This window comes from Streptomyces sp. NPDC058525, assembly GCF_042719495.1.
Classification (GTDB): Bacteria; Actinomycetota; Actinomycetes; order Streptomycetales; family Streptomycetaceae; genus Streptomyces.
In genome coordinates this window covers 1-20,364 of the sequence record NZ_JBHXNP010000112.1, presented here as the reverse complement: position 1 = coordinate 20,364, position 20,364 = coordinate 1, and the positions used below count along the sequence as shown (strand labels likewise).

General features: G+C 73.9%; 15 protein-coding genes. 10 read left to right on the top strand and 5 right to left on the bottom strand.

All coding sequences use genetic code 11. The annotated features are described in order from the left end of the window. Positions 1–78: 78 nt before the first annotated feature. Entirely contained in the window at positions 79–2,178 is a 2,100-nt protein-coding gene (locus ACFWP3_RS35515; protein ID WP_384229513.1) for an ATP-binding protein, read from the bottom strand. 63 nt (positions 2,179–2,241) lie between these two features. Next, the gene (locus ACFWP3_RS35510; protein WP_384229511.1) at positions 2,242–3,201 is read right to left on the bottom strand and encodes a fibronectin type III domain-containing protein; all 960 of its coding nucleotides are present in this window, start codon (positions 3,199–3,201) and stop codon (positions 2,242–2,244) included. A 182-nt stretch (positions 3,202–3,383) separates the two neighbouring features. Here ACFWP3_RS35510 and ACFWP3_RS35505 point away from each other — a divergent pair, with 182 nt between their 5' ends. The 7 genes from ACFWP3_RS35505 to ACFWP3_RS35475 all read left to right on the top strand — a co-directional run bounded on the left by ACFWP3_RS35505 (position 3,384) and on the right by ACFWP3_RS35475 (position 10,458). Next, a complete protein-coding gene (locus tag ACFWP3_RS35505) occupies positions 3,384–4,985 on the top strand; it encodes an ABC transporter substrate-binding protein (RefSeq protein ID WP_384229509.1) in 1,602 nt (533 codons plus the stop codon). Between the two features lie 46 nt (positions 4,986–5,031). Continuing rightward, complete coding sequence (locus ACFWP3_RS35500; protein WP_384229536.1) at positions 5,032–5,997, top strand: ABC transporter permease; 966 nt, start codon at positions 5,032–5,034, stop codon at positions 5,995–5,997. Further along, positions 5,990–6,856 carry an ABC transporter permease gene (locus ACFWP3_RS35495; protein WP_384229506.1) on the top strand — a complete coding sequence of 289 codons (867 nt, stop codon included), beginning with the start codon at positions 5,990–5,992 and terminating at the stop codon, positions 6,854–6,856. The genes ACFWP3_RS35500 and ACFWP3_RS35495 overlap by 8 nt, the downstream gene beginning before the upstream one ends. Positions 6,857–6,903: 47 nt before the next feature. After that, positions 6,904–7,794 (top strand): ABC transporter ATP-binding protein, encoded by an 891-nt coding sequence (locus ACFWP3_RS35490; RefSeq protein ID WP_384229534.1) that lies wholly within the window; start codon positions 6,904–6,906, stop codon positions 7,792–7,794. Beyond that, positions 7,787–8,446 carry an ABC transporter ATP-binding protein gene (locus tag ACFWP3_RS35485; RefSeq protein ID WP_384229504.1) on the top strand — a complete coding sequence of 220 codons (660 nt, stop codon included), beginning with the start codon at positions 7,787–7,789 and terminating at the stop codon, positions 8,444–8,446. Before ACFWP3_RS35490 ends, ACFWP3_RS35485 begins: the two co-directional genes overlap by 8 nt. 98 nt (positions 8,447–8,544) lie before the next feature. Next, positions 8,545–8,739: a hypothetical protein gene (locus ACFWP3_RS35480; RefSeq protein WP_362807827.1), complete on the top strand. Its 195-nt coding sequence runs from the start codon at positions 8,545–8,547 to the stop codon at positions 8,737–8,739. 150 nt (positions 8,740–8,889) lie between these two features. Then, entirely contained in the window at positions 8,890–10,458 is a 1,569-nt protein-coding gene (locus ACFWP3_RS35475; protein ID WP_384229501.1) for a hypothetical protein, read from the top strand. A gap of 81 nt (positions 10,459–10,539) precedes the next feature. Here the strand turns inward: ACFWP3_RS35475 and ACFWP3_RS35470 are convergent, their stop codons facing one another. Further along, the gene (locus ACFWP3_RS35470) at positions 10,540–14,475 is read right to left on the bottom strand and encodes a helix-turn-helix domain-containing protein (RefSeq protein WP_384229498.1); all 3,936 of its coding nucleotides are present in this window, start codon (positions 14,473–14,475) and stop codon (positions 10,540–10,542) included. 255 nt (positions 14,476–14,730) lie between these two features. Between ACFWP3_RS35470 and ACFWP3_RS35465 the strand changes: the two genes are divergently transcribed. Both ACFWP3_RS35465 and ACFWP3_RS35460 read left to right on the top strand, forming a co-directional pair. Then, entirely contained in the window at positions 14,731–15,798 is a 1,068-nt protein-coding gene (locus ACFWP3_RS35465; RefSeq protein ID WP_384229496.1) for a nitrous oxide reductase family maturation protein NosD, read from the top strand. A 35-nt stretch (positions 15,799–15,833) separates the two neighbouring features. After that, on the top strand, positions 15,834–16,934 hold the full coding sequence (locus ACFWP3_RS35460) for a methyltransferase (RefSeq protein ID WP_384229494.1): 1,101 nt from the start codon (positions 15,834–15,836) through the stop codon (positions 16,932–16,934). Positions 16,935–17,005: 71 nt separating this feature from the next. Here the strand turns inward: ACFWP3_RS35460 and ACFWP3_RS35455 are convergent, their stop codons facing one another. Together ACFWP3_RS35455 and ACFWP3_RS35450 are read right to left on the bottom strand one after the other, a co-directional pair. Further along, positions 17,006–17,272 (bottom strand): acyl carrier protein, encoded by a 267-nt coding sequence (locus tag ACFWP3_RS35455; protein WP_384229492.1) that lies wholly within the window; start codon positions 17,270–17,272, stop codon positions 17,006–17,008. Between the two features lie 13 nt (positions 17,273–17,285). After that, positions 17,286–18,407 (bottom strand): SchA/CurD-like domain-containing protein, encoded by a 1,122-nt coding sequence (locus ACFWP3_RS35450; RefSeq protein ID WP_384229489.1) that lies wholly within the window; start codon positions 18,405–18,407, stop codon positions 17,286–17,288. A 148-nt stretch (positions 18,408–18,555) separates the two neighbouring features. Between ACFWP3_RS35450 and ACFWP3_RS35445 the strand changes: the two genes are divergently transcribed. Then, positions 18,556–20,196 (top strand): FAD-dependent oxidoreductase, encoded by a 1,641-nt coding sequence (locus ACFWP3_RS35445; RefSeq protein WP_384229487.1) that lies wholly within the window; start codon positions 18,556–18,558, stop codon positions 20,194–20,196. The last annotated feature ends 168 nt before the right edge of the window (positions 20,197–20,364 follow it).

Below are 20,364 nucleotides of genomic sequence, written 5' to 3'. Positions count from 1 at the left end.
CACACCGTCGGGCAGAACCCTCCCGTACTGACGGGAGCACCGACCGCAGCCGTCCACCGGCCGCCCACCGGCCCTCGATCAGCCGGTGGGCGCCGCCGCGCCGCCCCGGAACGCCGTCTCGTAGGCGGCGTCCCCGATCGCCGCCCTGGCCTGGCGCTCACCCTGGTCCCGCAGCGCCGTCAGTGAGGGCGAGCCGCCCATCTGCGGCCGGCCCACCGTGCGCCACCAGGCGTGCCCGGTGCCCAGCAGCCGCGCCGCCAGCTCGCCGTCGCCGAGCCCGGCCACCGCCGCGGCCAGTACGTCCAGCCCCAGCGCGATCCCGAAGCGGTCGCCGAGCAGCCGTTTGCCCGACAGCATGGCCCGCACGTGCCGGGCCGCCTCCCCGTGGTCGCCGAGGCCCAGCGCGGCCACGGCCAGGATGTAGTCGGCGTACGCCCGCAGCCAGCGCTCGCCGAGCTCCGCACAGGTCTCCCGCAGGGCCAGCGCCTCCCGGGCCGCCTCGTCGAAGCGCCGGAGGTCGCAGAGCGCGTAGCCGGTGGCCAGCTTGCACAGCAGCCAGCCGGCGCCGCTGGTCCGCCCGCCGTGGGCCGCCCGCGCCCGCGGACCGGCCAGCGCGAGGGCCCGTACGGGGTCGCCCGGCATCAGCAGAGACACGGAGTGCAGGTACGCCGCGCGCAGCTCCCGCTCGGGGTCCGCGAGACGGGCCGCGCCCTTCGTGCACTCCCTGCCGATCCGCTGGGCGGACTCCAGGTCGCCCTGGAGCAGGGCGGTCAGCCCGAGGGCCCACTGGGCCTGGTTGTAGGCGGCTCCGGCGGGCAGCGTGGCGCCCAGGGCCCGCTCCAGGAAGGCCCGGCCCTCGTGCACGTGCCCGCACGCGAACCAGTAGAACCACAGCGCCCCGGCCATCTCCAGGGCCGCCACCGGGTCGGAGCCGAGCAGGTGCTCCAGGGCCGTGCGCAGCTGCGCGTGCTCGGCGGTCATCCTGCGGTACCAGTCCACCTGGCCCGGGCCCAGCCAGCCCCGGTCGGCGGCCTGGGAGAGCGCCGCGTACCAGTGGGCGTGCCGGTCGGCGACGATCCGCACCTCGCCGAGCTCGCCGAGCCAGTCCTGCCCGTACTCGCGGATCGTGTCCAGCATCCGGTAGCGGGCCCCGGCGCCCCGCTCCTCGCTGCGGCGGACCACCGACTTGGCGACCAGGCCCGCCAGGACCCGCTCCACCCGGGACGCGGGCAGCGGGCCGCCCGCGCACACGGCGCGGGCCGCGGCGATGTCGAAGTCCCCGGTGAAGACCGACAGCCGGGCCCACAGCAGCCGCTCCAGCGGCTCGCACAGCTCGTGGCTCCAGCCGATCGCGGTCCGCATCGTCCGGTGCCGGGGCGCGAGCGCGGCGCGGCCGTCGGCGAGCACGTCGAAGCGCCGGCCGATCCGCTCGGCCATCTGCTCCAGCGTCCACAGCCGCATCCGGGCGCCGGCCAGTTCCAGGGCGAGCGGGATCCCGTCGAGGCGGCGGCACAGCTCGGCCGCGATCGCGGTCCGGGCGGGGTCCTCGAAGGCGGCCGCGGCCCGCGGGGTCGCGGCGACGGCGCGGGCGCGGAAGAGGGCGAGGGCGTCGCTGTCGGGCCCCGCGCAGGGCAGCGGCCGGACCTCGACGACCTCCTCGCCGGGGGAGCCGAGGGGCTCCCGGGAGGTGGTCAGGACCGTCAGGCCGGGCGCGGACTGGAGGAGTTCGCCCACCAGGTGGCGGCAGTTGGCGACCAGGTGCTCACAGGTGTCGAGGACGAGGAGGATCTCCTTGTCGGCCATCCACGCGCACAGCTCCTCGTCGAGGGGGCGCGGGGAGTGGTCGGCGAGGCCGACGGCGTGGGCGACGGTCGCGGTGAGCAGTGCCGGGTCGCGCAGCGGTGAGAGCTCCACCCACCACACGCCGTCGCGCCGTGTCCGGCCGGCCGCCGCGGCGGCCCGCAGGGCGAGTCGGGATTTGCCGACGCCCCCCACGCCGGTGAGGGTGATCAGTCTTCGTTCGTCCAGCAGGCGGTCGAGGAGGCCCAGTTCTGGCTCCCGGCCGACGAAGCTCGCCGATTCCGGCGGCAGGTTTCCCGGCACGGCGCCCGAGTCTGGCTCAGCGCCGCCGCCCGTGGAGCCTGCCTGACTGTTGTTGACCGAGTACTCACCGAACACGGATGTATTGTGCGTGATCTTCTTTCACGGCAGTGCCGTTCGGGCCGGATCGTTTGTCCGGTCTCACGCCACGAGGGTGACGGTCCGCTCCGCGGAGAAGGCTCCCCAGTTCCCGTCGGGCAGCCGGGCGCGCAGCTTGACGGCCCACACCGTACCGGCCGGCTCGGTCACCGTGATCCGGTGTTCCGCCCGGCCGCTGGGGACCGCACCTTTGCCGAACTGGATGACGGTGGTGGGACGTCCGTTGACGTACAGCTCGTACTCGCTCGTCTCCCGGCCGGTGTCCGGCGGGGTCCAGCCGAGGGTGACGGTGCCCGGCGAGGCGGTGGCGGTGAACGCGTCGGGCGCGGTGCCCGGTCCGCTGCCGGAGGCGGGCGGGGTGGTCACGTCCACCGCGGGGGAGTCGGGGGAGGAGTTGTCCGCGCCGTCGCGGGCCCGCACGGTGAAGGTGTAGACGGTGTCCGGCTGGAGGCCGCTCAGCGCGGTGCCGCTCTCGCCGGGGCCCGCGCTGTGGATCCGGACCCCGCCCTGGTAGACGTCGTACGCCGTCACGCCCGTGTCGTCCGTCGCGGCCGACCAGGACACCCAGGCGGCGCGCGGCCCGGTGGCCCGGGCGGTGGCGGTGGCCGGGGCGGTGGGCGGCCGGAGGTCCTCGGCCTTGGCCGCCGGGGTGGTCGTCCGGACCTCCGGGCCCGCACCGGAGAGGTTCCCGGCCGCATCCTTCGCGCGGACCGTGAAGGCGTAGCCGGTCTGCGGGGCGAGGCCGGTGATGTCCACCATCGTCTTCTCGGCGGGGAGTTCGCGGACCAGGCGGCCCGCCTCGAAGACCTGGTAGACGCTCACCCCGTCGCCCTGCGCGGCCGCCTCCCACATCACGTGCACGGTGGTGGAGCTGGAGGCCTGCGCGGTGAGTCCGGCGGGGGCGGGCGGCGGCTCGGTGTCGGGCGGCGCGGAGCACGCGGCGGTCACGGACAGGCCGCCGAGGGCCAGGCAGAGCACGAGCAGGGGGGCGGTGCGTCGCACGGGATGCCTTCCTCCGCTTCCGCGTAAAGGTCTAGACATATATGGCACGCGGGATGCGGGCCGGGCAAGACCCGTGCGGCGACGGCGGCCCGTGTGGACCGGTTCGTATTCTTCTGCTCCTGTCTGGCATTATTGCGATCTCTTTGCAATAAAAGATGATCGTGAACAGGGATGTGCAGAGCATGACGGCCCGCACCGTACGGGGAATGGCCACGGCGACGCTGGCCGCCGCACTCATCACGGGCCTGGCGGCCTGTTCGAACCCCGGAGGGGGCGCCGCGGGCGGGGCCGGAGGCGCGGACTCCGCCGTCGTCGGCATCGCGACCGAGCCGGAGAGCCTCAGCCCGCTGCTCGGCTACGGCAAGGACGGCAACTCCAAGATCTTCGACGGCCTGCTCACGCACGACGCGGACATGAAGCTGAAGCCGGCGCTCGCCGAGGCCCTGCCGGAGGTCTCCGCGGACGGCCTCACCTACACCTACAAGCTGCGCCAGGGCGTGAAGTTCAGCGACGGGGCGCCCTTCTCCGCCAAGGACGTCGTCTTCACCTACCGCACGATCCTCGACGCGAAGACGAACAACGCGTCGAAGACCGAGCTCGACGCCATCGCGGGCGTCGAGGCGCGCGGCGAGGACACGGTGGTCTTCACCCTGAAGTACCCCTACGCGCCGTTCGCCGAGCGGACCGTGCTGCCGATCGCCCCCGAGCACATCGCGGGCGGCCAGGACGTCAACAGCGGCGAGTTCACCACCCACCCCGTCGGTACCGGGCCGTACGTGCTCACGGCCTGGTCCAAGGGCGAGAAGCTCAGCTTCAAGGCCAACCCCGGCTACTGGGGCGGCGAGCCGGCGGTGAAGAAGTTCACCATGGCCGTCGTCAAGGACGACGACGTCCGCGCCACCCGGCTGCGCTCCGGCGAGCTGGACGGCGCGATCCTCCCGCCGAACCTCGCCAAGGGCTTCGCGCAGGACAAGGCGCGCAAGACGTTCGCGGCCAAGACCTTCGACTACCGCAACGTGACCCTGCCGACGCACCACGAGGTCACCGGCGACCCCGCGGTCCGCCGGGCGCTGGACATCGCCGTGGACCGCAAGGCCATGGTCGACAAGCTCCTGGACGGCGCGGGCAAGGCCGCCTACGGGCCCGTCCCGACCGACAGCCCCTGGTTCACCGCCGGCACCGAGCGCGCCCACGACCTCGAGCAGGCGAAGAAGATCCTCGACGAGGCCGGCTGGAAGGCCGGCGAGGACGGCGTCCGCACCAAGGACGGGGTCCGCGCCTCCTTCCCGCTCTGGTACACCTCCGGCGACAAGATCCGCCAGGACCACGCGCTGGCCTTCGCCTCCGACGCCAAGAAGGCCGGCATCGAGGTCAAGACCGAAGCCGGGACCTGGGAGGTCATCGAGCCGCGGATGAAGACCGAGGCCGTCCTCGCGGGCGGCGGCTCCCCGGCCGACCCCGACTTCGACCAGTACCAGCTGCTCACCTCCTCACTCGGCGGCGACGGCTTCAACAACATGGCCTGGTACGCCAACCCGGCCGTGGACGCCGCCCTCGTCGACGGGCGCCGCAGCGGCGACCCGGCCGCGCGCAAGGCCGCGTACGACACCGTGCAGCGCGAGCTCGTCAAGGACCCGGGCTACGTCTTCCTCACCCACATCGACCACCTGTACGTCGTGAACGACAAGTGGGACGGGCCCGCCACCCAGGTCGAACCCCACGACCACGGCCTCGGCTCCGGCCCCTGGTGGAACGTCGAGAGCTGGAAGCCGAAGCAGAAGTGAGCCGAGCCGCGTGACCCCCCGCTCCGTCCGCCTCCCCTGGGGAGCGATGGCGCGCATGGCCGGGCGGCGGGCCCTGTCCGCCGCCCCCGTCCTGCTCGTCGTCACCTTCGGGGTCTTCGCCGTCGCCGCGATGTCCCCCTTCGACCCCGTCAAGGCCTACGCCGGCACCGCGGGCCTCACCGCCTCGCAGGAGCAGCTCGACCAGCTGCGGGCCAACCTCGGCGTGGACCAGCCGCTCGTCGCCCGCTGGTGGGAGTGGCTCACCTCGGCCCTCACCGGCGACCTCGGCACCTCCGCCGTGATGCGCCAGCCCGTCGCCGACGTCATCGCCGAACGGGTCGGCTGGTCGGCGCTGCTCGCCGGCTGCGCCTTCGCGGTCGCCGTACTGGCCGGCACGGCGCTCGGGGTGCTCGCCGCGCGCCGCCGGGGCGGCCTGCTGGACCGGTGCGTGTCCGCGCTCGCCTACACCCTCGAAGCCGCCCCCGCCTTCTGGCTGGGACTGCTGGCCATCTGGTTCTTCTCCGTACGGCTCGGCGTGCTGCCCTCGGGCGGCCTGACCGACGCGGGCAGCGACACGGTCACCTTCGGACAGGTCGCCTCCCACCTGGTGCTCCCCGCGCTGGTCCTGGGCGTCTCCCAGCTGCCCTGGTTCTTCCTGTACGTCCGCCAGGGCGTCGCCGACGCGCTGGAAGAGGACCCCGTACGGGGCGCCCGCGCGCGGGGGCTGGCGGAGCGGACCGTCCTGCTCGGGCACGGGCTGCGCTCCGGCATGCTGCCGATGCTGACGCTGATCGGCTCCCGGGTACCGGAGCTGATCACCGGCGCGCTGCTGGTGGAGACCGTCTTCAGCTGGCCGGGCATCGCCGCGGCCACCGTCCAGGCCGCCACCTCGGTGGACTTCCCGCTGCTGGCCGCGCTGACGGTGCTGGCCACCGCCGCCGTGCTGGCCGGGAACCTGCTGTCCGACCTGCTGTACGGGCTCGCGGACCCGAGGGTGGGCTTCGATGGCTGAGGTGACGTGGCGCCCGCGGGGCCGGGCCCGGCGCTCGACGCGCACCCTGCGCGTCCGCGCCTCGGCGGTGACTGTGGCGCTGATCGTGCTGGCCGTGCTGCTGGTCCCGCCGCTGGTGCAACTGGACCAGCAGGCTGTCGACTTGTCGGCAAAGCTCCAGCCGCCGTCGTGGGCCCACCCGTTCGGCACCGACGACGTCGGGCGCGACCTGCTGCTGCGCTGCGTGTACGGACTGCGGGTCTCCCTGCTGGTCGGCCTGGTCGCGGCGCTCGCGGCCACGGTCATCGGCACGGCCGTCGGCGCCGCCGCGGGCGCGCTCGGCGGCTGGGTGGACCGGGTGGTCATGCGGGCCGTGGACGCGCTGTCCTCGATCCCGCACCTGCTGCTGGGGATCTTCATCGTGGCCGTGTTCCGGCCCGGCGTCTGGCCCGTGGTCGTCTCCGTGGCCGTGACCCACTGGCTGTCCACCGCCCGCATCGTCCGGGCGGAGGTGCTGTCGCTGCGCGGCCGGCCCTACGTGGACGCCGCCGTGTCGGGCGGCGCCTCGCGGTGGCGGGTGGCCGTACGCCACCTGGTGCCCGGCGTGCTCCCGCAGGCGGGCCTCGCCGCGGTGCTGATGGTCCCGCACGCGATGTGGCACGAGTCGGCCCTGTCCTTCCTGGGCCTGGGCCTGCCGTCCCACCAGGCCAGCCTCGGCAACCTGGTGCAGACCGCCCGCGGCTCGCTGCTCGCCGGGGACTGGTGGCCCACGCTCTTCCCCGGCCTCCTCCTCATCATTCCGACGCTGGCGATCGCCGGCCTCGCCGGCGCCTGGCGCGACCGGCTCAACCCCCGGCGCCGCTCGGAGCTGACCCTGTGACCTCCCCGCCCGTGCTCCGCGTCGAACAGCTCTCCGTCCGCTTCCGGATGCCCGGCGGCCGCTTCGTCGAGGCCGTCACCGACGCCTGCTTCGACCTCGCGCCCGGCCAGTGCCTGGCCCTCGTGGGGGAGAGCGGCTGCGGCAAGTCCGTACTGGCCTCCGCGCTGCTCGGACTGCTCCCCGGCAACGCCGAGACCGCCGGGTCCGCGCGGCTCGCCGACGGCCTGGACGTGCTCGCCGCCGACGAACGGACCCTGGCCAAGACCGTACGGGGCCGCCGCATCGGCCTGGTCCCGCAGAGCCCGGCCGCGCACCTCACCCCGGTCCGCACCATCCGCGCCCAGCTGGAGGAGACCGTCCGGGAACTCGCCGGGGTCCCGAAGGCAGCGCTGCGCGAGGCCGCCGAGGCGGCCGCCGGGCGGGCCGCCTTCCCCGCGAGCCATCTCGACCACCACCCGCACCAGCTCTCCGGCGGACTCGCCCAGCGGGCCGCCACCGCCCTCACCCTCGTCGGCGACGCGCCGCTGCTCCTGGCCGACGAACCGACCACCGGCCTGGACCGGGACCTCGTCCACCGCACCGTCGACGAACTGCGCGCCCACACCCGCGACGCCGGCCGGGCCCTGCTGATGATCACGCACGACCTCGCGGCCGCCGAACGGATCGCCGACACCGTCGCCGTCATGTACGCCGGGCGGATCGTGGAACTCGCCCCGGCCAAGGCCTTCTTCGGCGAGCCCGGCCCCCGCCACCCCTACGCCCGCGGCCTGCTCGACGCGCTGCCCGAGCGCGCCTTCACGCCCGTTCCCGGCGCTCCGCCCGAACTCGGCGCCCTGCCGGCCGGCTGCGCCTTCGCCGCCCGCTGCCCGGCCGCCGACCCGCATTGCCGCGCCCGCCGGCCCCGGCTGACCGAAGGGGTGGCCTGCCACCATGCTTGAGCTCACGGACATCACCGCGGGCTACGACCGCCACGCCCCCGCCGTCCGCGGGGCGAACCTGACCCTGCGCCCCGGCGAATCCCTCGGCCTGCTGGGGCCCAGCGGCTGCGGCAAGTCCACCCTGGCCCGCGTCGCCGCCCTGCTGCACCGCCCCGACCGCGGGACCGTGGCCCTCGACGGCCGGACCGTGACGGGCTTCCGCCACCGGGCCCCGCGCTCGCTGCGCGTCAGCGTGGGCGTCGTCTTCCAGCAGCCCCGGCTCTCCGCCGACCCCCGCCTGCGGCTGCGCGATCTCGTCGCCGAGCCCCTGCGGGCCACGGGACGCCGCGACGAAGTCGAAGAACGCGTCGCCGACTTGACGCGGCGTGTCGGCCTCGGCCCCGATCTGCTCGCCCGCCGCCCCCACGAGGTCAGCGACGGCCAGCTGCAACGCGCCTGCCTGGCCCGGGCCCTGGTGCTCCGGCCGCGCTGGCTGGTCTGCGACGAGATGACCGCCATGCTGGACGCCTCCACCACGGCCGCGCTGGTCAGAGTGGTCGAGGACTACCGCGCCGAGACCGGCGCGGGCCTGCTCGCCGTCGGCCACGACCCCGTGCTGCTGGAGCGCTGGTGCGACCGTACGACGCACTGGAACGAGATCGTCAAGGACTGACCGGCCATCACGGACGGTCAACACCCGTACGGCCCACACGCCTTTCGCCCGACGGCACCCCTCCCTGCGCCACCATGGCGGCGAGTAAGGAGGTTTCGATGGTGATTTCGCTCTCCGTGGTCGTCCTGCTCCTCATCCTCGCGTGGATCTTCCTGCGCAGCGGCGGTCTCAAGTTCTCCCACGCCGTCGTCTGCGTGCTGCTCGGCTTCTACCTCGCGAGCAGCAGCATGGCGGCGACCATCCACGACGGCCTGACGGCCACCGCGAACGTGGTCTCCAGCCTCAGGCCCTAGGCCGTCTCTCGCGGAGATCATCAACTGTTGCGCGTTCGTGAATCATCCGGCACCTGCATGGACTCTTCGGGCACCGCGATCTAGCGTCTGGCGGCGGCGCGACATCAGACGCAATGTCAACAACCCTGAAGAGACACGGAGGTAGTCCGGATGTTCCGAAGAGCCCTGCACTGCGCCGTGGCACCGGTCGTCGCCGCATTCACGGTGATGTACGGGGTCACGCCCGCCCAGGCGGAGGAGATACCCAAGGCCCCCGGCCACCGGCTGGTCAGGAACTACGAGGGCGCCGCCGCGACCCCCGCGCCGCTGCCCGGCGAGGCCCCGCCGCAGCACCCGTTCCTCGCGCCCAACGGCCGCAGCGGCATGCACTCCGACGCGGCCGGCAGTGCCACGTCGCCCTGGTCCGGGCCGCTCGGCAGGGACCCGAAGGTGACCAGCGAGAAGATCGCCGCCCTCGGCGGCGAGTGCGCCACCGCCACCTTCGACGCGGGCGGCCGGCTCGTCACGGTGTGCGGCACCTTCTCCGGGTTCAAGGTCAAGCTGCTGGAGCCCCGTACGCTCGCCACCCTCGCGGAACACCAGCTCCCGCAGCGTTCCTCGACGGTCGAGGCGATCACCTCCCTCGACTTCTCGAAGATCTTCAAGGACACCTCGGGCGGCGCCTACTTCTACCTGGACAACCAGGACCGGGCCGTGCTGGCCGACTCCCGCCAGCACATCCTGCGGCTCTCCCACTCCCAGAACCCCGACGGCAGCTGGAAGTTCACCGTCGACGACGACTGGGACCTCACCGGCCACGTCCCGCACGACTGCGTCACCTGGACCAACCTGCGGCCCAGCGGCACCTGCGACCCCGTCACCTCCGTGATGCCCGACTGGGACGGCCGCATCTGGTGGGTCACCCGGCAGGGCCGCGTCGGCACCGTCGACCCGGCGACCGCGCAGATCCGATCGGTCCGGCTGGCCGGCGAGGAGATCCAGAACTCCTTCTCCGTCGCCCGGGACGGCGTCTCCATCGTCTCCGACCACGCCCTCTACAGCTTCCGCGCCGCCGCCGACGGCACCCCCGAGGTGCAGTGGCGCCAGACCTACGACCGCGGCACGGGCACCAAGCCCGGCTCCGTGAACCAGGGTTCGGGCACCACGCCGGACCTCTTCGGCGACGGCTACGTCGCCATCACCGACAACGCCGACGACCGGATGAACGTCCTGGTCTACCGGCGGGGCACGGTCGTCCCGGCCGACCGGCGGCTGGTCTGCAAGGTGCCGGTGTTCGGACCGGGCGCCTCGACCACCGACAACTCCCTGATCACCTGGGGCAACAGCATCGTCGTCGAGAACAACTACGGCTACGAGAACGTCACCACCCTGCTCCTGGGCAAGTCCGTCGTCGGCGGCGCGTCCCGCATCGACGTGCGCGCCGACGGCAGTGGCTGCGACACGGTGTGGCAGAGCCCGGTCCGCGCGCCCTCCGTGGTGCCCAAGCTCTCCACCGCGAACGGGCTGCTCTACTTCTACGAGAAGGAGCCCAACGCCTGGGGCATCGACGCCTGGTACCTCACCGCGGTGGACTTCCGCACCGGTGAGCGCCGCTGGCGGCAGCTCACCGGCACCGGCCCGCTGTACGACAACAACTGGGCCCCGATCACCCTCGGGCCCGACGGGACCGCGTACGTCGGCGTCTTCAACGGCATCGTCGCGGTCCGCGACGCCGGCTAGCGGGCCCCTGCCGGGCCCCTGCCGGGCCCCGTTCCGACGGGGCCCGGCAGGCCCGCGCAACGCCCGCCCGGGCCGGGGCGTTCAGCGGCCGCGCGGGCACGCCGGACCGGGGGAGACCCGGCAGATCTCCGCCAGCCGGGCCCCGACGTCCACGCTCCACAGCCGTACGGTGCCGTCGGTGCTGCTGCTCGCCACCGTCCGCCCGTCGGGCGAGAAGGAGACCCCCCACACCGCGCTGGTGTGACCGGCCAGCGCGGCCACCGGGCGGCGGCGGGCCACCTCCCACAGCCGCACCGTGCGGTCGTTGCCGCTGCTGGCGAGGGTCCGGCCGTCGGGCGAGAAGGCGAGGCCCCGCGCGGAGCCGGTGTGGCCGGTGAGTGCCGCCTCGAAGCGCCGGCGGCGGGCGTCCCACAGCCGTACGGTCCCGTCGTTGCCGCTGCTCGCGAGGGTCCGGCCGTCCGGGCTGAAGGCGACGCCCCGTACCGCCCCCGTATGGCCGGTGAGCGCGGCCAGCTGCCGGCGCGCGGCCACGTCCCACACCCGTACGGTCAGATCGTCTCCGGCGCTCGCCAGGGTGCGTCCGTCGGGGCTGAACGCCACGCCGTTGGCGAAGTCCGTATGGCCCGAGAGCACGGCGAGGGAGCCGCGCGCGGCCACGTCCCACAGCCGCACCGTGCCGTCCGAACCCGCGGAGGCCAGGGTCCGCCCGTCCGGTGCGAAGGCCAGCGAGAACACCGTGCCGCCCGGGCCGGCCAGGGTGCCGGCCGGGCCGCGCGCCGCGAGGTCCCACAGCCGGATCGTGCCGTCCGAGCCCGCCGAGGCCAGCGTCCGCCCGTCGGGGGCGAAGGCCACCGAGAACACCGTCTCGGTGTGACCGGCGAACGTGGCCACCACCCGGCGCTGCGCCACGTCCCACAGCCGCACCGCGTGATCCGCCTCCGCGGTCGCCAGCAGCCTCCCGTCGGGGCTGTACGCGGCGTGCCAGACCTCGGTGAACGGACGCGAGGTCAGCACCTGGCCGCGCAGGTCCCACAGCACCACCGACTGGTCGAAGCCGGCCGTGGCCAGCAGCGTCCCGGCCGGGTCCACCGCCACCCCGAGCACGTAGTCGGTGTGCCCGGCGAGGGTCGCCGTCAGCCGGCCGGCGCGCACGTCCCACAGCCGGGTCGTCCCGTCGCCGCCCGCGCTGACCACCGTCGTCCCGTCCGGGGTGTACGCCACGCCGTTGACGTCGTCGCTGTGCCCCGTCAGCGTCGTGGTCGTCCGGCGCCCGGCCACGTCCCACAGCCGCACGGTCCGGTCGACGCCCCCGGTGGCGACGCTCTGCCCGTCCGGTGCGAACGCCGCGCCGAGCACCTCGTCCGTGTGCCCGGCGAGGACGGCCAGCGGGCGGGCGGCCACCGGGTCCCACAGCCGTACGGTCCGGTCGGCCCCGGCCGATACGAGCGTGCGGCCGTCCGGCGCGTACGCCAGGGCGTTGACCCGGCCCGTGTGGCCTTCGAGCGAGGCCACCGCCCGGTGCTCCCCGGCGGTCTCCCACAGCCGTACGGTCCCGTCGGGGGCCGCGACGGCCAGCGTCCGCCCGTCGGGTGCGAAGGCCACGGCCCGGGCGCCGGTGGTCTCCGGCGCCAGGACCGCGGCCGTGCGCCGGCCGGTCACGTCCCACAGCCGGGCCGGGCCGTCCGTGGAGGTGGCCGCGAGGATGCCGCCGTCGGGGCTGAAGGCGACGGCCCGGACCCGCCCGGGCAGGGTGAAGGACGCCGTCGCACGGTGGTCGGCCACCCGCCGCAGGGTCACCGAGCCGTCCGAACTGGCCGTCGCCAGAACGCCGTTCCCCGGGGCGAAGGCCACCGCGTTCACCGGGCCGCCGTGCCCGCCGAGCCGGGCGACGAACGGCTGGGACTGGGTGCTCAGCAGCGCCCCGCGCGCCTCGGTCGTCGGCGAGGTCCGGTAGGCCTCCGCGGCGAGCCGCATCGACCTCTCGGGCTGGCCCGCCGCCAGCGAGGCGGACTGCAGGGCGAGCGCCCGCGAGCGGGCGACGCGCTCCTGGCCGAGCGCGCCCGCGCGCTGCTCGTACGCCAGCCCGCCGGCCCCCACCGCCAGCACCAGCAGGACCACGAGCGTGGCCAGCATCCGCTGCCGCAGCCGCACCTGCCGCCGTGCCTGCCGCTCCCGGGCGTACTCCCCGGCCTGGCTGGCCCGCAGGAAGTCCTCCTCGCGCGGGCCGAGCCGGCTCCGGCCGTCGAGCTCGTCGGCCCACGACCGGGCGGTCTCCAGCCGGGTCCCGCGGTAGAGGGCCGACGGATCGCGGTCCTCGCGCTCCCATTCGGCGGCGGCGTGCGCCAGCTGCTGGTGGATCAGCAGCCCGGCCCGGTCGGCGCGGATCCAGCCGCGCAGCCGCGGCCAGGCGTGCAGCAGGGCCTCGTGGGTGATCTCGACGGTGTCGCGGTCCATGGTGACCAGCCGGGCCCGGACGAAGGTGTCGAGCACGGCCGCGGCCCGGTGCGGACCGGTCGGCTGCTCCGGCAGCGCCGTCCGGTCCATCCGGCGGCGGGTCACGGCCGCGCCGTCGGCGACGTGGACCAGCCGGACCAGGACGCGGCGGATCGTGCGCTGCTCGGCAGGGTACAGGCGGGCGAAGACGGTCTCGGCGGTCCGCGCGATCGCCCCCTGGATGCCGCCGGTGCGTTCGTACCCGGCGACCGTCAGGGTGGATCCCGTGCGCTGCTGCCAGGTGGCCATCAGGGCATGGGAGACCAGCGGCAGCACGCCGGAGGGCGTGTGGCCGGGTGCGTCCTCGCGCAGGCCGGCGTCGCGCAGCAGCAGGGGGACCAGCCCCGGTTCGAGGGTGACCCCGGCGAGCTCCGCCGGGCGCGTGATCGACTCCCGGAGCTCTGCCAGGGTCATCGGGGGCAGCACGAAGAGCCCCGAGGCGAAGGCCGGGGCCAGGTCAGGCAGGTCCAGGCAGCTGCCGGTGAAGTCGGCCCGGACGCCGAGCACCACGACGGCGGGATCGGGACCGTCACCGGCCGGCCGGGACGTGGACAGGGCCGACAGCACCCGGGCGAAGGCGTGCCGCTCGTCCTCGTCGGAGCAGAGGGTGAACAGCTCCTCGAACTGATCGACGATCAGCACGGGCCGGACCGGCGGGGCCTCACGGGCGCCGTCCTGCTCCCCGTCCTGCTCCCCGTCCTGCTCCCCGTCCCGCTCCCCGTCCTGCTCCCCGTCCCGCTCCCCGTCCCGGTGCCCGTCCCGTCCGCCGGCCGGGCCGGGGGCGGCGTCCGCGAGCCGGCGGACGGCTTCCAGGAACGCCGGCGGCCGTTCCCGTAACTCCCGGGCATCGAGGCCGAGATCGCCGTCCAGCACCTTCGCGGCGCACACCAGCAGCTCCTCGAGCGGGTGGGCCGTGGGGGTGAACCGCACCACCGGCCAGGCCTCGGCGCCCGGCATCGGGAAGCCGCCGACGCGCCGCAGCGCCGGGACGAGGCCCGCGTTCAGCAGCGAGGACTTGCCCGCGCCGGAGGGGGCGACCAGCATCAGCGGGCCGTTCCCGATCCGCTCGAAGACCCGCTCGACCAGCTCGGCCGTGGCCCGCTCCCGGCCGAAGTACCAGCCCGCGTCCTGAGCGGTGAAGGCCGGCAGGCCACGGTACGGGCGGGCGCCGGCCTCCGGCCGCGCCTCGCCGGGCGCGAGGGCGGGGCCGGGGCCGGGGACCGGCCCGGGGTCGGGCGGGCTCGTCTCCCGGACCAGGCGCAGCAGTTCGCCGTCGGCCCGGAGCACCTCGTCGCAGCGCCGGGCCACGTCCGCGGTCACGCGCTTGGAGCCCGTCTCGATCTTGCTCAGGTAGCCCTTGCTGTAGTGCGTGCGGCGGGCCAGGTCGGCCAGCGACATGCCGCGTTGCATCCGCAGACGTCTCAGCTGCGCGGGAAACGGCAGGGTGCCGGTGCCGTCGGATGCGTACGCGTGACCGGCGTTCGGCCGGTCGTCCGAATCCCCCAAGACATCCCCCAGGGCCATGCGCTCAGGCGGCGAGACGGTGGCTCCCAGGCTACAGCGGGGGTCGGACGGACAGTCAATTTGCGGTCGCACCGTCGTACCGGTCCCGATCGGGCGGCCGCGAGGGCGCGCTGCGGCCCCCGCGGGCCGGCCTGCCAAGGCGACGCGCGGGCGGCCACCCGTCCGGACCTCGAAATGAGGCCGTTTGCCCGCGGTATGTATCCATCCGCTTACCCGGTGTGGCGGGCGGACCTGATCGCCCATAACTTCAAAATCGTGACGAACCGACAGCTCACGGTCCTCGCATGCATCTCAGTCGTCATGGCCACAGGCCTCGGCCTGGCAGCGCCTTCGGCCGCCGCGGCCCGACGCACGGTGCATCCGGGAGAATCGATCCAGGAAGCGGTGGACGCCGCACGGCCGGGAGACACCATCTTCGTGCTCCCCGGCACCTACCACGAGAGCGTGCACATCACGAAGTCCCTGACCCTGCGGGGTTCCGGGGCGACCACCGTGATCACGCCGCCGGCCGCGCCCCCGCCCGCGCGCGCCGAGAGCCCCTGCGCACAGACCGGCAACGGCATCTGCGTCATAGGAGCCGCGGAGAAGACCGTCAACCGGGTGACCATCCGGTCGCTGACGCTGACGGGCTTCAAGAAGAGCGGCATCTGGGCCTCGCGCACCGACCGGATGACCGTCGAGCGGGTGACCGCCGAGAAGAACGGCACCTGGGGCATCGCCCAGGAGCGGTCCACCCGGGGTGCGTTCCGGCACAACATCGCCCGTGACAACGCGGAGTCCGGCATCTTCGTCGCCAACACCATCGACCGCGAGGGCGGGGCCACCGACACCCTCGGCGCCGTCGTCCGCAACAACACGCTGACCGGGAACCGGATCGGGGTCACGGTCAGGCGCGTGCGGAACCTGTCCGTCAACGACAACACCCTCACCGGGAACTGCGGCGGGATCTTCGTCGTGGGAGACGAGGGCGAGCCGGGCGCCGGCGACATGACCATCCGCGGCAACCGGATCCACGAGAACAACAAGTTCTGCCGCGGCAACACCCGCCTCCCCGACATCCAGGGCGCCGGCATCGTCCTGACCGGCGCCGAAGAGACGCTCATCCGTTCGAACTCGATCCGCGGCAACGTGGGCGCCTCGCCGCTGTCCGGCGGAATCCTGCTCTTCAAGAGCTTCGTGGGCGCCACGAACACCGACAACGTCATCAGGGACAACGAGGTGAAGGGCAACAAGCCGGCGGACCTGGCCAACCAGGGGACGGGAGCCGGCAACAGGTTCCTCGGCAACCGGTGCGAGACCTCGCAGCCCACGGGGATGTGCTGACCGGTGTTCCCCCTCATCAGGAGAATCGAGGCCGTATGACCACGGTAAGTCCCACCCCCACCCCAGTCCCCGCCACCGCCCCCTCCGTCGACATCAAGGTCGCCTCCGGGGACACGGCCGCCCCCCAGTCCGCCATGCGGCTGCGCGAGCTCGTCTTCGGCGCGGCGATCGCCGCCGCCGTACGGGCCGCCGCCCGCCTCGGCGTCGCCGACGCCCTCGGCGAGACGCCCGCCACCTCGGACGACCTCGCGGCGGCGGTCAACGCCGCGCCCCAGCCCCTGCACCGGCTGCTCCGCGCCCTGTCCTGCTACGGGATCTTCGCGGAGACTCCGGACGGCACCTTCGTCCACACCGAGATGTCCCGCATGCTGCGCGAGGACGACCCGCACAGCCTGCGCTACATCTCCCTGTGGTGCACGGAACCCTGGACCTGGCAGGCCTGGCCCCGGCTCGACGAGGCGGTGCGGTCCGGCGGCAGCGTCTTCCACGACCTGTACGGCAAGGGGTTCTTCGACTACCTGCACCAGGACGCGCACGAATCCGCCCACGTGTTCAACCAGGCCATGACCACCTCCAGCACGCAGTCGGCCCTCGACGTCGCGGAACTCCTCGACCTCACCGGGGTCTCGGTGGTCGCCGACATCGGCGGCGGCCAGGGGCACGTGCTGGCCGGCCTGCTGGAGAAGCACCCGGCCGTACGAGGGGTCCTGCTCGACCTGCCCGGCGTGGTGGCGAAGGCCGACCGACGGCTGCGCGACGGCGGACCGCTCGCCCGGCGCACCGACATCATCCCCGGCGACTGCCGCCACTCCATCCCCGTCGCCGCGGACCTGTACATCATCAAGAACATCCTGGAGTGGGACGACGACAGCACCCGCAGGACCCTGCGGAACGTGATCGAGGCGGCCCGCCCCGGCGCCAGGGTCGTCATCATCGAGAACCTCGTGGACGACACCCCGTCCATGCGGTTCACCACCGCCATGGACCTGATGCTGCTGCTCAACGTGGGCGGCGCGAAGCACACCAAGGGCAGCCTGCTCGCCCGTATGGCGGACGCCGGCCTGGTGGTCGGCGAGGTCCGCCCGGTCAACGCGTACCTGCACGCCTTCGAGTGCACCGTCCCCCTCCCCGGGTGACGGCGGCGGACGCCACGACGCCCCGGGACCGGCACGGAGCCGGTCCCGGGGCGTCGGGCGCCCGGTACGCCTCAGGCGTCGGTCATGAGCGTGCTGTTGACGAGGTCCAGGAACTCCCGCGGCGACTTGCACCGCTCCGCGTCGGGCGGCAGGCTCCGGCCGCCCCGGTTCTCCAGCTCCCCGACGATGCCGAGCAGCCCCAGCGAGTCGAGCCCCCACTCCTCGAAGTCCGCGTCGGGGCGTGCGGCCATGGCCGCGGGGTCGACGGTGATGCCCGCGCCCTTGTGCATGAGGGCGGCGAGATCGTCCATCGTCAGTCGAGTCACTCCAGCGGTCATGACGGACCTCTCCTCAGACTTGCGCCGGCGCACGCCGGTCGGTGATCAGACGCATTTCGGAGCGCCACAGGAAACGGATGAGCTCGTCGTCGCTCGTGGGGACGCCGTCCTTGGCGCTGTCGAGCAGCCGGGCCAGTACGGCCGCCTTGTGGCTGCCCTCGACACCCAGCGCCAGGGCGGGCCGGGCGTCGAGCGGGCCGGTGAGGTCCACGAGCCGGACGACGAAGTCGTCGCGCTGGAAGACCGTGCTGGCCGAGATGGGGCTCGTGGGGTCGTCCACGGCGGCCTCGTCCTGGCGGGCCAGCAGCCGCGCCAGAGCCGTGCCGCACCCGTCCTTGGCGGGGTAGAAGAGCGCGTGCCGCCCGGTGTCCTCGGCCTCGGGCAGGCCCGAGGCCACGTGGTGCACCGCGGGGAGCGCCGCGCGGGTGAAGAACATCCGGGCCGACCCGGGATCGTCGAGGTCCCGGTCCTGCTCGAGGTGCGGGTTGAGGGCCTCCTCCAGCGCCCTGACCCCGGGCTGCCGGGCCACGTGGCGCAGCGCCGCCAGGAGGTCGCCCTCCACTTCGACGGCCCGCACCACGCGGTTGCCGTGCATGAAGAGGGAGGTGCGGCGCAGCCGGGTCTTGTCGTCGACGCGGGCCTGCGGGGAGGCGTACCCGGCCAGGAGCTTCGCGACGACGGCCTCGCTGCCCGGCTTCACCGTGAAGGTGAGGGCGTGGCGCACGACGCCGTCCCCGCGGCGGGGCGTGGCGGCGATGGGCGCGGGCGCCGGGTCGGCGCCGGGCGCGGAGTCCTTGCCGGTCTCCCGCAGGACGCTGAACCGCAGCGAACGGGTGTCGCGCACGCAGCCGTGCAGCGGCTGGACCGTCGCGACGTGCTCCTCGCTGTTCAGCCAGGCCAGGAAGGGCGGGGCGCTCTCCCATTCGCTGGTGATGAGCCACTGCGAGGGGTTCTCGATCGACTGGCACAGCTCGTCGCGGATGTGCCCGGGAACGGTCGACACCCGCCGGCGCATGTGCTCGTAGACCTCGAGGAACTGATTCTGAGCCCCGTCGTACAGGTCCAGCAGCAGTACGACCCGAAGCCTCGCGCCGTCGAAGGCGGACTGGGATATCCGTTCCGACAAGGTCGTCATCGTTCACACTCCTTCGGCATATCGCGGTCGCCACGGGGGCGGCGCCACCCGAACCGATCGTGGTCCTGTAGTGCCATCGGCGCGAGAGGGGAGAACCAAGCGGGTGAACGGGCGAGGGAACGCCCCTCGCACAGGGCATGGAAGAGCCATGAAGGAAAACGTCGACCACCGCGTCCCTGTCCTCATCGTGGGCGGCTCGCTGGTGGGCCTGTGCACCTCGCTGTTTCTGGGCCGGCACGGCATCAGGCACATGCTGGTCGAGAAGCATGCGGGCACCTCGATGCATCCGCGTGGACGCGGCATCAACGTACGGACCATGGAGCTGTTCCGGGTCGCCGGTGTGGAGGGCCGGATCCGCGAGGCCGCCTCGGTCCTGGCGGACAATCACGGCATCCTGCAGGGCGGCTCGCTGACCGGCGAGGATCAGGAGTGGCTGTTCCAGGAGATCGACCCCGGGGGCGCGCTGGCCCGTTTCAGCCCGTCGGCGTGGTGCCTGTGCAGCCAGAACGACATCGAGCCGGTGCTGATGTCCGTGGCCCCGACGCTCGGGGCGGACCTGCGCTTCTCGACCGAGCTGCTCTCCTTCGACAGCGACGACACCGGCGTGACGGCGCTCGTCAAGAACCGCGACACCGGGGAGCACAGCACCGTGCGCGCGGACTACCTGGTCGCCGCCGACGGCCCGCGCAGCCCCGTACGGGAGCAGCTCGGCATCGGCCAGACCGGCCACGGCGACCTGTTCCACAACGTGAGCATCACCTTCCGCTCCCGCGGGCTCGCGGAGGTGGTCGGCGACCGGCGCTTCATCGTCTGCTACCTGACCAAGCCGGACGCCGACGGGGCCCTGCTCCCCGTCGACAACCTCGAACGGTGGGTCTTCCACGCGCCCTGGCACCCCGACCAGGGCGAGACGCTGGAGGACTTCACCGACGAACGCTGCGTCGAGCACATCCGCCGGGCCGTCGGCGCGCCCGGCCTGGACGTCGAGATCACCGGCAAGGCGCCGTGGCACGCCGCCGAGCGCGTCGCGGAACGGTACGGGTCGGGGCGGGTCTTCCTCGCCGGCGACTCGGCCCACGAGATGTCCCCGACCGGCGCGTTCGGCTCGAACACCGGCATTCAGGACGCGCACAACCTGGCCTGGAAGCTCGCCGCCGTGCTGAACGGCGCGGCGGGGCACCGGCTGCTGCAGAGCTACGAGGCCGAGCGGCTGCCCGTCGCCCGGGCGACGAGCGAGCGGGCCTCGGCCCGCTCGGCGGAGCACAGCCATCCGGGATACGAGCCGGAGCCGGCCCCCGGTCCGCGCGGCGGCGGCCGGCCCGGCGGGGTGCTCACCGTCGCCATGGGCTACCGCTACAGCGTGGGCGCCGTGCTGGGCGCCGACCCGGAGCAGCCCGTCGTGCCCGAACGGATGCGGCTGGCCGGTGATCCGGGCACGCGCGCCCCGCACATGTGGCTTCACGGAACGGAGGGACGCAAGTCCACGGTGGACCTCTACGAGCGGTCCTTCGTGCTGCTCAGCTCCGAGGGCACGCCCTGGCGCTCGGCGGCCCGGTCCGTCGCGGGCCGGCTGGGCCTGGGCTTGGACGCGTACGCGATCGGCACCAGTCCGGAGGCCGACCTGGCCCCGGAGGAAGGGGCCGACTGGGCCGAGGTCCACGGCACGACGAAGACCGGCGCGGTCCTCGTACGCCCGGACGGCTTCGTGGCCTGGCGTTCGCCGGAGGCCGTGGTCGATCCGGAGTCCGTCCTCCACGAGGTCCTGAGCCTGCTGCTGTACCGGACCTGACGCCCGTCCCGGCCCCCGCACCGCCCCTCGGCGGAGCGGGGGCCGTCGCGTGCCCGGCTAGGTCGTCTCTTTCGGATCTTGCCGGTTAAGCCCGCGTCGTCTGGTGCCGTGCATCGCAAGGCGGAGGGGCGCCCGAGTACTGGACGTACTTGGGCGCCCCGACAACGC